At 48.8% G+C, this 13,515-nt stretch carries 10 protein-coding genes; 6 read left to right on the forward strand and 4 right to left on the reverse strand.

The window, feature by feature from the left end; genetic code table 11:
* Position 1 precedes the first annotated feature (1 nt).
* The 4 genes from H6G89_RS21800 (at position 2) to H6G89_RS34530 (ending at position 6,560) form a co-directional block, all read left to right on the forward strand.
* Positions 2 to 1,183, forward strand: a complete 1,182-nt coding sequence (locus H6G89_RS21800; RefSeq protein ID WP_190510290.1) for a thiolase family protein — start codon at positions 2 to 4, stop codon at positions 1,181 to 1,183.
* Between the two features lie 292 nt (positions 1,184 to 1,475).
* Positions 1,476 to 3,911: an acyl-CoA dehydrogenase gene (locus tag H6G89_RS21805; RefSeq protein ID WP_190510292.1), complete on the forward strand. Its 2,436-nt coding sequence runs from the start codon at positions 1,476 to 1,478 to the stop codon at positions 3,909 to 3,911.
* 1,050 nt (positions 3,912 to 4,961) lie between these two features.
* Positions 4,962 to 5,330: a hypothetical protein gene (locus H6G89_RS21810; RefSeq protein ID WP_190510294.1), complete on the forward strand. Its 369-nt coding sequence runs from the start codon at positions 4,962 to 4,964 to the stop codon at positions 5,328 to 5,330.
* 459 nt (positions 5,331 to 5,789) lie between these two features.
* A complete protein-coding gene (locus H6G89_RS34530) occupies positions 5,790 to 6,560 on the forward strand; it encodes a hypothetical protein (protein ID WP_199336864.1) in 771 nt (256 codons plus the stop codon).
* A 59-nt stretch (positions 6,561 to 6,619) separates the two neighbouring features.
* Here the strand turns inward: H6G89_RS34530 and H6G89_RS21820 are convergent, their stop codons facing one another.
* From H6G89_RS21820 to H6G89_RS21835, 4 genes are all read right to left on the reverse strand, one after another.
* On the reverse strand, positions 6,620 to 7,201 hold the full coding sequence (locus H6G89_RS21820) for a pentapeptide repeat-containing protein (RefSeq protein WP_190510296.1): 582 nt from the start codon (positions 7,199 to 7,201) through the stop codon (positions 6,620 to 6,622).
* 149 nt (positions 7,202 to 7,350) lie between these two features.
* Entirely contained in the window at positions 7,351 to 7,692 is a 342-nt protein-coding gene (locus H6G89_RS21825; RefSeq protein WP_190510298.1) for a NirD/YgiW/YdeI family stress tolerance protein, read from the reverse strand.
* Between the two features lie 225 nt (positions 7,693 to 7,917).
* A complete protein-coding gene (locus H6G89_RS21830; protein ID WP_242060064.1) occupies positions 7,918 to 9,237 on the reverse strand; it encodes a sensor histidine kinase in 1,320 nt (439 codons plus the stop codon).
* The gene (locus H6G89_RS21835) at positions 9,182 to 9,877 is read right to left on the reverse strand and encodes a response regulator transcription factor (RefSeq protein ID WP_190510299.1); all 696 of its coding nucleotides are present in this window, start codon (positions 9,875 to 9,877) and stop codon (positions 9,182 to 9,184) included. The genes H6G89_RS21830 and H6G89_RS21835 overlap by 56 nt, the downstream gene beginning before the upstream one ends.
* Positions 9,878 to 10,045: 168 nt before the next feature.
* On the opposite strand from H6G89_RS21835, the gene H6G89_RS21840 reads away from it, so the two are divergent.
* Complete coding sequence (locus tag H6G89_RS21840) at positions 10,046 to 10,339, forward strand: hypothetical protein (protein WP_190510301.1); 294 nt, start codon at positions 10,046 to 10,048, stop codon at positions 10,337 to 10,339.
* 448 nt (positions 10,340 to 10,787) lie between these two features.
* The gene (locus H6G89_RS21845) at positions 10,788 to 13,187 is read left to right on the forward strand and encodes a DUF4114 domain-containing protein (protein WP_190510302.1); all 2,400 of its coding nucleotides are present in this window, start codon (positions 10,788 to 10,790) and stop codon (positions 13,185 to 13,187) included.
* Positions 13,188 to 13,515: the final 328 nt, after the last annotated feature.

The raw sequence follows: 13,515 nt of genomic DNA on the forward strand, positions 1-13,515 counted from the left end.
CATGAACAACACCTACATTGTGAGTAGCGTTCGTACAGCGGTAGGCAAAGCACCGAGAGGCACCCTCCGTCACACCCGTCCCGATGACTTGGGGGCAACAGCCGTCAAAGGCGCGATCGCTCAAGTCCCTGGCTTAGTCTCGAACCAGATTGATGATGTCATTCTGGGTTGCGCCATGCCCGAAGCAGAACAGGGCTTTAACATCGGGCGAATTGTGGCACTGCGAGCAGGCTTACCCGACTCTGTTGCGGGCTGCACCGTAAATCGGCTGTGTGCATCAGGCTTACAGGCAATTGCTATGGCAAACCAGGCGATCGCTGTGGGTCAAGCCGATGTGATGGTGGCAGGCGGTGTGGAATCCATGAGCTTGATTCCCATGGGTGGACATCAGTTCTTACCCAACGCAGAACTGTTAACGGTTGCACCCGGTAGTTACATGACGATGGGACTGACTGCCGAGAATGTTGCAGAACGCTTTCACGTATCCCGTGCTGAGCAAGATGCGTTTGCGTTGCGATCGCACCAACGCGCCTTGAAGGCGATCGCCAACGGACAGTTTAAGGATGAAATCGTTCCACTTACTGTCCGCGAAACGCTGTATCAGAATGGTCAAACCGAAACCCATGAAATCGTCTTTGACACCGACGAAGGACCCCGTTTGGATACGAGTCTGGAAGCCTTGTCTCACCTCAAACCTGCCTTTCGCATGAGTGGCAGCGTCACGGCAGGCAACGCTTCTCAAACGTCGGATGGAGCAGCTGCAACCGTGTTGATGAGTGAACGGATGGTGACAGAACTGGGGGTTAAACCCCTGGGACGCTTGCTGGGATTTGCCGTCGTGGGAGTCGCGCCTGAAATTATGGGCATCGGCCCAGTGGTGGCGATTCCCAAGGTACTCCAGCAAGTGGGGTTGACGCTGGGTGACATTGGCTTAATTGAACTGAATGAAGCCTTTGCCGCCCAGTCGTTAGCCATCATTCGCGAATTGGGTTTGAATGACGAAATCGTGAATGTGAATGGAGGGGCGATCGCGCTTGGACATCCGCTTGGCTGCTCTGGGGCTAAGCTCACGGCTACTCTGCTGCACGAGATGAAACGGCGCGGCGTTCGTTATGGACTCGTCACCATGTGTGTGGGGGGTGGCATGGGTGCCGCAGGGGTTTTTGAAAATCTGATGTTGTAAGCAACGAGATCTGCGACTTCTCAAAGAAGTCGCAGATCTTAACTAAATCACCCCACCGCCTACGACACCTCCCCTGGCTAAGGCTACCGTGTGTACACAAGTCCCCTGAATCTCGCTAATGCTGAGTTTGATCCTCCCTAACCCTCCTTAAAAAGGAGGGAACTGGAGAGCCAAAGTCCCCCTTTTGAAGGGGGATTTAGGGGGATCATATGAAGCTCTAGCATCCCAACCCAGATCTGTGTAGACCGTAGCTTATAAGGGGCAACTCAAATCTTTAATAGGAGTAGTCAGAATGATTTCCCTGCCGCTCATATGGACGCTTCCAGTGCTGCTGATTCTGTTCACAGTTCTGGGTTATTTGGGGGCATCCCTGTGGATGTGGACGGTCTATGCGATCGCCGTTCTTGCCCTCTTCAATCCACCGATCGCCATTTGGGGAGTGTTTGGCGCGATCGCCCTCATCCTCAATCTGCCTGTTTTGAGGCAACGACTGATCACGGCTCCCATCGTCAAACTGATTCACCAAATGAAACTGTTGCCAAAGATTTCGGAGACAGAACGAGCTGCGATCGAGGCAGGGAATGTGTGGGTAGAAGGGGAATTCTTCACAGGAAAACCGAACTTCGATCGCATCCGCAATGAACCCTATCCAGAAGTATCACCAGAATTGCAGGCGTTTCTCGATGGACCCGTCGAGCGAGTTTGCCAGATGGCGACAGATTGGGAGATTTACCAGCGCAAAGATTTGCCCCCCGAAGTGTGGGATTACCTGAAGCAAGAGCGTTTTTTCGGCATGATGATTCCCCAGGAGTATGGGGGATTAGGGTTTACTAACCTGGCGTATAGCACCGTCATGGTGAAACTTGCCTCACGTTCCTTCACCCATGTCGCCACTGTGGGTGTCACCAACTCTCTTGGTCCTGCCAAACTGCTCCTCCGCTACGGTACACCCGAACAAAAGCAACATTACCTACCCCGATTAGCCCGTGGTGAAGACATCCCCTGCTTTGCCCTGACGGAACCCACGGCTGGATCAGATGCCGCCAATCTTTCCTCACATGGGGAAGTGTTTCGGGGTGAAGATGGCAAGCTGTATCTGCGGCTAAACTGGCGCAAACGATACATCACATTGGGGGCGATCGCCACCCTGCTCGGACTCGCCTTCCGGTTGCGTGACCCCGATAACTTGCTGGGCAAAGGGCAGGATGTCGGCATTACCTGCGTCTTAGTGCCGACCCATACGCCTGGTGTGCTGATCAACAAACGTCACGACCCGATGGGGGTTCCCTTCTATAACTCGCCTACGGAAGGGCATAACGTCATCCTCCCCATCGAACAGATCATCGGTGGCGTGGAACAGGCAGGACAAGGCTGGAAGATGCTGATGCAGGCTCTCGCAGCAGGACGAGGCATTAGTTTCCCGGCAACCTGTACGGGAGTGGCAAAATTGGTGTCGCGTGTCGCCAGTGCCCACAGCGTTGTGCGTCAGCAGTTTGGCTTGTCGATTGGACGGTTTGAAGGCGTTGAAGAACCGCTTGCTCGCATCGCAGGATTCACCTATGTCATGGATGCCGTGCGGTTGTATACCTGTGGCGCAGTAGACCGGGGAGAACAACCTGCCGTTGTATCCGCGATCGCCAAATACAACACCACTGAACTCTCCCGCACCATCATCAACGATGGCATGGATATTTTGGGTGGCTCTGGCATTTGTCGCGGTCCCCGTAACTTGCTTGCCAATATCTACACCGCAACCCCCATTTCCATCACCGTCGAGGGAGCCAATATCCTCACCCGTACATTGATGATTTTTGGACAGGGCGTGATTCGTTGCCATCCTTACGTCTACGCCGAGACGCAAGCGTTGCACAGTGGAGATATTGCAGCCTTTGACCAAGCCTTCTGGTCGCACATGGGGTTGATGGTTCGTAACTTATTCCGAACCACGTTGCTGAGCCTGACCCGAGGACGATTGGCGCGATCGCCCCTCGCTGGACCCACCGCATCCTATTACCGCAAACTGGTTTGGGCTTCTTCTACCTTTGCTTTGCTGACTGATCTGTCTCTGATCGCCTTTGGTGGTTCGCTCAAACGCAAGGAAAAACTCACCGGACGATTTGCCGATGTGTTGTCCTGGTTGTATTTGGGAACTGCTACACTGAGACGATTTGAAGCAGAAGGACAACAAGCCGAAGACCTACCCATCGTTCATTGGGTGATGCAACATGCCTTTGCCCAAATGCAGACAGCTTTTGAAGGAATCTTCAGCAATTTGGATATTCCGATTCTGGGGAGTCTCCTGCGAGGACCTATCCTCACCCTCTGGCGATTAAATTCAATTGGCACAGAACCTTCTGATCAGCTAGGCAGTCAGGTCGCACAAAGTTTGCAGAAGCAGGGAATGGTGCGCGATCGCCTCACTACTGGTATTCACCTTCCCACTGACCCCGACCAAGCCCTGGGACGGTTAGAACATGCCTTTGATCTGGTTCATCAAGCCGATCCGATCTTCAAAAGAATCAAGGCGGCAAATCGTGCAGGACATTCAACCAGTTCTCTCGATGTAGTGGAAACTGCCTATCAATCCGGCTTAATTAGCGAAGCTGAAAAACATCTGCTGCGGGAAGCCGATAAGGCACGCAATGATGCCATTCAAGTCGATGCATTCACAATGGAAGATTATCAACGCGAACGGCTCATGCCCTTGAATGCCACTGTTGTCCAATAATTGCTACGCCTCCATTAGCTGACATTTTGCACCTCCTCTAGCAACTTGCCCTCGAATAAATTCGGGGGTTAATTGTTGCCAGGGACGCAAGAGCTAAACTATAGCTGTAGTCACCTCAGTTAAGACAAGGCACTCAACAGGACAGACGCGATTAATCGCGTCTCTCTCAGCAGAACTCAAATTCAATGTCCTAATGGTTTTGGCGATCGCTATAATTCAAATTTAAGGCTACGCATCTGACCCGTTCTAACCTCCCCATTAGTAGGGCTACAGTGTATTCACAAGCATCGATTCAGCTTAAGCAGGTTTAGAACCTATTCTCTCGTAAGGAAACTACCGCGTACACAGATCTCGGTTGAGATGCCAACTTTCTGCACGATCTCCCTCAAATCTCTCTTCAAAAGGGGGACTTTAGACTCCGGTTCCCTCCTTTTTAAGGAGGGTTAGGGAGGATCAACCCCAGCATTGACTAGGCAGGAGCAGTGCTACAAGCGGTGGGTGCGGTCTGTAGCAGCAATTTCTAAATCTGATATGGGAACCTACGTCCACCTTTTTCAAAGGATTAAGAGGAAATCCCGTCTTGCAATGCCATTGCAGCTCCGACAATGCCATTGCAGCTCTTACAATACGATTGCAGCTCTTACAATGCGATTGCAGCTCTTACAATGCGATTGCAGCTCTTACAATGCGATTGCAGCTCCGACAATGCGATTGCAGCTCTTGCAATGCGATTGTAGCTCCGACAATGCGATTGCAGCCCTTACAATACGATTGCAGCCACTATATTAAGAGCTGCTTTATAAGCAGAGCTTTTGATCCCCCTAAATCCCCCTTCAAAAGGGAGACTTCAGCTTCCATCAATCCAATAGAACATCTATATAGCAACCCTAAATGATTTGTGAAAGTGCCCGCCCATCGGGCGGGCACTTTCACAAATCACCTTTTTCACAAATCAGATAGGACTGCTATATATCAACAAAGACTAACATTATCTGTTAGTCGATTTTTTCATTGGGCACATTAAAGAAGTAATTTTCTAAAGGTCAACACATGCCCTCCTTAGATGTTAGTAGACGACTAGCTCGTCAAATTATCGATCAGGATATTGATTCTTTGAATGGTCTTAATGCTGTAGGCGAATATACGATCGCTCGTCCTGAAGGCTCACCCGCCAACTTAAAAGCAACCTATGCTGCAATGTTAGAACAACGACAAAATGAAGTTGAAAAACTAGCTGTCTATCGGGCTGCTGTGGATGCGGCTCGACAAGCAGAATGGGAATTTCACAACGCAGTTTTAGCAATGAAAGGAATGGTGCTCGGGCAATTTGGTCCTGATAGTGACCAAGTGCAAGCCATTGGCTTAAAGAAGAAGTCAAACCGCAAACGCCCAACTCGTCAAAAAGCTCAATCTGCTTAGCCCCCATTAGCTCAGTATGTTTTTAGCGATCGCGTTCGTTTTGCAGGCAAGCCTGAACGAGTGCGATTGTTTTATTTTGAGTTAATTTGGGCGATCGCTCTAGCTGCAACAACGCTAAGAACGTAATCAATTTTCTGAGTTTAGAACAGTCAAGCCGAATGTAGCATAACTTATACTTATAACTCCTATGGTAGAACGATTAGTGCGATCGCACTGGCTAGAACACAAGTTTGTCTAGCCGGAACACAGGTTTGTCTCGACAGGTGCTATATCAACCAGCACATAAAGAGGCTATTGAAAAACAAGCCAATAGTTTCATAACTCAATTGTTTTATCAAGATGGAGTGGGGGCAATTTTTCTGTTAAGGAATGCTCTCAAAACAAGGACAACTCGGAAATCCTGGGTATTATCAGGGAAGCCTCACTTTGGTGTTCCATGCTTGTTGAATGCAGGGCGTAATGGACACAATGAATGCTGAAACCACTTTTGCCGTATCCTCTCAACCGCGACCTCTAGTGGTAGTGCGAGAGCAACCCTTGCCATGGGGAATGAATGGTTGGCAGGATACTGTCGTTGATGAAGTAGCAGTTGCAGATTGCAGCCATTGGTTAAGTTCTCATCGAGCCTGGGGACAACTTCCAACGCAAGCCTTGACCGCGATCGCCCAATCTTCTTTCTGTTTTCCAGTAAAAGCCCAAACCCTGATCTATCAAGAGGGACAAACTCCCATTGGGCTATATCTACTTAAAGAGGGCAACATTGAAATCTTTCGTCAATCTCCGATTGGGAAATCGTTGATTTGTTGCCGAAATGTGGGTGATTTATTTGGCTGTACGTTGATTGCCAATGCAGTGGAAGGAGCCTATCAAACCAGTGCGATCGCCCGTTTTGTTGATCCAGAGCAGCCTGACTATCTCACAGTCGTTTACGCCTATCTTCCCGTGACTCTGGCAGTCAATCTAGCACACTACGTTCCGGCTGCTATAACCGAAGCAGGGCAAATGTTGCCTGTCCTGGCACGCACTCTGGGCTACAGTGGTTCTGGCTTACCAACGTTGGTTTGGAGTTTGGATGTGGCTCAATTCCTGCAAGGAGTCACGCTGCTCTCTGCGATGATGTTTAGCCCTTATCCTCTGTGGCGGATGACGCAGCGATCGCTATTCAAAAATATTCCTCACCTCCTACTCATGTTAGGTTTTACAGTATTCTTTTTTAAGTTGATGATTTGAAGCGTCTTAGCAACCAGAACTCGACAGATAAACGATAAATCACCAGGCTTAACGGATGGCTAAACATTGGTTTCATTCTCAAGGCGATCGCTTAAAGACTCTACAACCATCCTGAGTGAGTCGTGAAATTTTGCGTTCTTCAAATTAACCTGTCTTAGGGTCGCGTTTTCTAGCACGATATCCGTCAGATCTGTATCACTCAAATTACATTTCCAAAGAAATGCCTGGTTGAATTGGGCATTCGTTAGTTCTGCTCGTTCTAAATTTGTCCGGCTTAGATAGGCTCCTTGCAAGTTTGCTTTGTGTAAACAAGCTCTGAATAAATTAGCATCTGATAAATCTGCATTGCTCAGATTTGCCCCAGTCAGGTTTGCTTGAGTCAGGTTTGCTTCTCGCAGGTACGCTCCGGTTAAATTGGCGTGGCTGAGGTCGCTTCTACTCAGATCTGCGCCACTCAAATCTGCATATGACAAATCTGCTCCACGCAAATCGATCTGGCTCAAATCGGCACGAACCAGAAGCGCACCTCTCAGCGATCGCCCATCCACAAACTTGAATTGGAACTGGATGCGATCGCACGATGGCTCGTGATTGGCGTACGACCAAACGGGCGTTTGTTCACGAAATGGATCAACTTTCATAACGATTGGTTTGCCTTGGGACTGGGTTACAGCCCCCTGATTAGATAGTTGCTATAGCAAGACAGTTCATACAAGGGTGTGGGGCTGCGCCCCCAGCCAGGAGTTCCACTCCTGCACCCCATCCAACCCCTCGGTTGCTATAGATGTTGTTAATCGTCGAAGACGTAGATGGCTTCTCCGATGGCTTCTCCACTGCCAGGCGTGAGACTCAGAGCTTCAAATGCATTGTCGTCAGTGTATTGACCTGCAACCGTAATACGATCGCCTGCTCGCAGGTTTACCTGACGGATCGAACGTGATTCGGCTTCAACTAAAATCTGACCTGTTCCATCATTGAGGATAAAGTCATCCCCCTGTACACGCACTACTTCTCCTGAAATCGTGACACTGTTTTGCCGCTGTAAATCGCCAATAGTCGTCTGCGCGATCGCTGTTGCTGGTACGATCAATGCAGATGCTAAAGCCAGTGTGGTTGCGAATCCAAGCTTCATATAAATCTCCAAAGTAGAGTGTGATTGTCTCTATCTCTAGCTTGCAAGGTAAAAGTAACAGGAAGGTTTCAACGAGGTATAGCGACGGTCGAGACAGTTGAGACAAGGGGTGGTGTTCCAAACCTGTTGATAACCTCTGTAAGACCCCCTGTAGTCCCCCTTACCAAGGGGGACGGCGACAGCCGGGGGTTAGTGGCAACAGATCTGAAACACTACCTCCTGCGTTTATAGAAGTGGTAATTTGATTTCAAAGGTAGAACCCTTGCCAGGTGTGCTTTGAACTGTAATGTCTCCACCATGTGCCTCGACGATCTGACGGGCGATCGCCAGCCCTAAGCCAAACCCTCCGGTATGGCGCGATCGCACCTGATCGGCTCGGTAAAAGCGATCGAAGATGTGAGGTAAATCCTTGGCATCAATCCCGATTCCGCTATCCTTCACTTGAAGGATTGCCCAACAGTGGGTTGGCATTACCCGCAATTCAATCGTGCCCTGGTTGGGAGTGTAGCGGTGAGCGTTGCTGAGTAGGTTGGCGATCGCCTGTCGCAGCAAGTCGGCTTCTGCTCGCACGAGTAGCGGATGGTCTGGCAAATCGAATAAGAGGGTTTGCTGTTTCTGCTGAATTTGTGCTCTGTACTCTTCGAGTAACAGTTGAACGATTGGCACCAGATCAACGCTTTTCAACATATCAGGTGATAGGGTGCCCTCATGACGTGCCAGAAGCAGGAGTTGACTGACCAGCAAACTCATCGATTGCGCTACGTCAGAAATAATGGTTAATCGCTGATGCTGTTCTTGCGGATCAATTGGCTCCATTAATCCCACTTGAGCATGGCTCATAATGCCAGCTAGCGGTGCACGCAACTCATGGGAGGCATCAGCAGTAAACTGTTGCAACTGGTTGTAGGCTTGACGAATGGGTTGCATTGCTTTGCCCCCCAAGACCCAACCCGTGAATGCGATCGCTCCCAGTGCCAGGGGTACCCCAAGTGCCAGAAATAATCGCAGCTGCTGCAACGGCTCTTCGACGGCTGCGAGAGATGCCGCAATCTGAAGATAGCCAATCAATCGTTCACCCTGATATACCGGCAGTGTTAACTGTCTTAATCGAATAGGGGTAGAGCTTTGTCCATCTTCTACCAGCCGCGTTTGAAACCCAGGTGGGGTATCTAATTGCTCCGGTGGAACCTTGCCAGTAAATTGCAACAGTCGCTTGTCTGGCGTGTACCAATACGCAAACGCCAAATCTGTACTGAGGGGTAAGGTATCACTCCCTAAAACTGGAACATTCTCTAAATCGGTACGTTGTCGTCCTTCATAAACATAATTTTCTACCCCCGCTGCCATAATCCGGCTGGTGTTGTAGAGCGTTTGATCAAAGCTGTGTAGGCGATCGCGTGCCTCCCGCAGATACAATACCCCGGCAAACACCACCAGAATACTTCCCATGGAAAGGGTAAACCAGGTGGCTAAGTTGCTGCGACTGCGGTTAAACATGATGAGTGTTCGTAGGGTCTGGACTGGTGAGGCAATACCCCATGCCATACACGGTCTGGAGCCAATCCTCAGCACCAATCGTCTGTAATCGCTGTCGTACCCGGTGGATCAAAATGGTCACTGCTTTACTTTCAGGCTCCATATCCCACTCCCACAGGGCTTGCTCAATTTGGCTACGAGAGAGCACCTGTCGGGGATGGCGCATCAAATATTCCATTAGCTGAAACTCTCGCCCCGAAAGCTGAACGGCTTGCTCTTGCCGCTTGATTGTGAGGGTTGTCAGATGCAATTCTAAATCTCCTAACGTGAGGACATCTCCCTGCCAGAGAGGCGATCGCCGTCCTAATGCCCGGACTCGCGCCAGCAGCTCCATCACATTAACGGGTTTGACTAGATAATCGTCTGCTCCCACATCTAATCCTGTAATTTTGTCGGTCACCGTGTCTTTGGCAGTTAAGAACAGTACAGGGGCACTTTTCCCTAACTGGCGATATCGCTGACACAACTGAATCCCACTGATATTCGGCAACATCCAATCAAGAATCAACAAATCGTAGTGGCGATCGCTGATTAGACGTTGGGCAATTTCCCCGTCTTGCACAGCATCAACCCCATGCCCTGATTTGGTCAATGCGGTTTTGAGAGGTTCCAGTTGAATGGGGTCATCTTCCACCAACAAAATTTTCATCTCAATGCCCAATTAATTCATCAGCCAGTACAATGATTTGAGTCCTCATTGTACTGGTTGTCTATGCCGCTTCGCTGGAATTCCGGTTGGATCAGGATCAGGTCGGGCTGGAAGGCAATTGCCTTATTACCGCTCATCGGAATCCTTTTTTGGCTAACAACGGGTTGGATGAGTCAACAAGTTTTGAGCCAAACTCACGCTACCACCACGCAACTACAGGCTGAAGGTCAACACCAGGTTAATTTGTCACTTAGCTTAACGATTGTATCGATTGATGCCGAGATTAATCGATCAACGCAGGTCAGTGAGGTCAGTATTCGTGCCATCGGTTCGCCACTCGAAGAGATGGAGTTTAAGTTTCCCGTGATCGAGTTTGACGCAATTGAACAAGCGATCGCTCAAGAACTTAGTCTTGCAGTGACTGATATTCACAACCTGATTCGCTATCGAATCAACGAGTAGCAGCCTAACACCTGGTCTGTCCTAAATAAAGTGGCGATAGCTATAGTTGAAGTTTTTGTAAAGTTATGCCTTTCGCAAGACATTGATGAAACTTTGATAAAGGATTGAGGGTATCTTTGAGTGAAATCACTCATCTCAATTGCAATTCAACTTCAAAAAGTTATCTCTAAGTAGACTTTTTTTTAAGAGGAGTGTTGTGAGTTGTATGCAATGAGTAGATGGATTTGCGACTCGTTAAACGTCTTTGAAATTACTCTGAACCGTCAAATAATCAAGAATCAGGTTTTTGTAAGCTCAAAACTCAGATGATGTCATTGCTTCGTACGACTTGATATCAGTTCTATACTACCGTTGAGGTAGTTTGTCGGTTTTTCAATCAATACTCAATGTTTTCCCAAGAGAGCAACTCAGTGTATCTACCAACTGATGTTACTCACGAGGATAAAGCATGGTTACCACAAATACATCTCAACAATCGACTCAAGTCGGAACAAATCTGGACTCAGTAACCTACTATTCCACTCAGCTTCCATTCATCGACTTATTTAAGGCTTCTGCCCCGTGGGTTACGCAAACTAACACGACCTGGGACACGAAAGAATCGAGCAAGCTTGACCTGGATGCGAATGGTTGGGTTAGATCACTCCCTCAATCGGGTGCTAACTTTACCAAGGTCGGCACGCTAATGAATCGTGTTGGAGGAAATTATCCCGGTGGTCGATATGTTGTTCTTTACGAGGGTGAAGGCACCATTCAATATGGGTCTGACGCCAAACGTAATGTGGCGGCTTCTACTCCAGGACGGGATGTTATCGATGTCACTCCATCCAATGCAGGCATTTACCTGGCAATCACTGCCACTGACCCCAATAGAACGGGAAATTACATCCGCAATATTCGCGTCGTCCCAGAAGCCTATGAACAGACCTATCAAACTCAAATCTTTAATCCAGAACTGATTGAGAAGATTGATGACTTCTCCTCATTCCGGTTTATGGATTGGATGCGAACTAACAATTCTGACCAGGGAGATTGGAATAACCGCCCCCGTCTTGAGGATTCAACTTACGCAACGGGTAAGGGTGTTCCTATCGAGGTCATGATTGAACTGGCGAACAAAACGGGCAAAGACCCCTGGTTCACCATTCCTCACCAAGCGACAGATGAATACATTACTAATTTTGCCAAGCTGGTTAAGGAGAAACTTAACCCCAATCTCAAAGTTCATGTGGAGTATTCCAACGAAGTTTGGAACCCCATCTTTGAACAATATCAATGGGTAACGGAACAAGCGGCAAAAGAAGGAATGCAGTGGTATCAGTGGTATGCTCGTCGCACTGAACAGATTGGCGATATCTGGGATAGTGTTTTGGGCAATGATAGGGTCGATACTGTCTTGAGTGGTCAGTCGGGTAACGCCTGGGTTGCTGGGCAAGCCTTAAACACGGTGAAGCAGTATGACCCTAATTACACAGTCGATTCATTGGCGATCGCTCCTTATGTAAGTCTCCGAGCAAGTCAAGCGAATGCAGCTGAAATCGAGGGTTGGACACAAGATCCGGATGGTGGGCTGAACAAAGTATTTCAGGAAATCAACCAGGGAGGAGTTCTCTCCAATGGGAAACCGGGTGGTGCGTTAGCGGCTGCCCTTGACCACGTAACAAAACACGCTACTTTGTCAGACCAGTATGGACTTGATCTAGTTGCCTATGAGGGAGGACAGCATTTAGATACTAACCAGGATGGAACTGAAAATAACCAGGCTATCACTGACCTATTTATTCAAGCCAACCGTGATCCCAGAATGGGAGAGGTTTACCGCAAATATCTGGAGGGACTCCAGGAGCGAGGCTTAGATACGTTCATGAACTTTGTTGCAATTGGGCAACCGAGCCGATGGGGATCGTGGGGAGCCTTAGAACATGTGGGGCAAGATAGTTCGCCCAAATATGATGCCTTGATTGATTTCATCAATCAAAATGCTCCGGTTGTTTCCACTCCAGTAGACCCACCCCCTACGGATCCCACCACTCCGGTTGTTTCTACTCCAGTAAACCCAACCCTCACTGATCCAAACAATGGAGGCACACTGCCAACTGACTCTCCTCTGGTGGAGCCAACCATTACCGGGGAAACACTGCCGACGGATCCGAATACTCTGGGTGCTACTCCTGTCATGCCAAGTCCTGCTGATCCTACATTTGTAAATAACCCGATTAACTCCTCAGGGAATAGCATTTCCATGACTCCAACAGCTATACCAACCCTGTCTGGAGGGAATCAACCGAATCCAATTGCAGCAGTAAGACCAAGAAATATCTTTACCCGATCAGGTGTCATTAACTTGAGGAAACTCGATTTGAATCAGGATGGTCGAATTGATAGAACCGTTAAACTTTCCTTCAGTGACATTCATAGCAATGCACTGTACAACAATTCTGTAGGCTTCTATAAAGTCGCCAATACTCGTGGAGATGTTTTAGATCCGGTTTCAGGAACTCTCATTCAACCCGGCAAAGCTGGGTATGCACGAGCTGCCCTTCAGCAGCGACTCCGGGGAGTTAACCTGACTCGCGACACAGGGGATGTTACAGTTCGCACTTCAACCAATACTTTGTTGGCTCCTTTCTTGATTGCAAATAGTACGCCAGGAGAGTATTTGTCCAAAGATGCCAACGGCTCTGAAAAAATTCCCCATGCTTACTTTGCATTCCGGGGAGCTAATGCTGATAGAGCAAGGCATGTTCGTGTCTTGAATGGAAATACGTTTGGCTTTGAGGATCTGTGGCGTGGCGGAGATAAAGATTTCGATGACTTTGCATTTAAAGTCACTGCACAGCCTGTCTAGATAATGTCAATTTGGGTTAAACACTCGTAGTTGACCATAAGCAGATTGTGGAGAGGTAGAGGAGTGGAGGAGCTAGCGAATTATCCTCCAGTCATCCTTCTACTTCCTTACCCCTCTACCCCTTCCCTGTCAAATTCACTGTGGTGCAGTACTGGCGCATCAACGTCAGCAAACCCCTCGATTGATTGTGAAAAGGTCGCTTGTATCAGGACAGTGTGCCCTGGAGGGAAGGATGTGAGCGAGTGTGAGAGTGCGAAATGCCCATGCTCACACCCTCTTACGCTCGCTCTCTTAGTCCCCATCCTGGCCTAAATAGGACTACTGTCAG

It is taken from the genome of Oscillatoria sp. FACHB-1407 (assembly GCF_014697545.1).
GTDB lineage: Bacteria > Cyanobacteriota > Cyanobacteriia > Elainellales > Elainellaceae > FACHB-1407.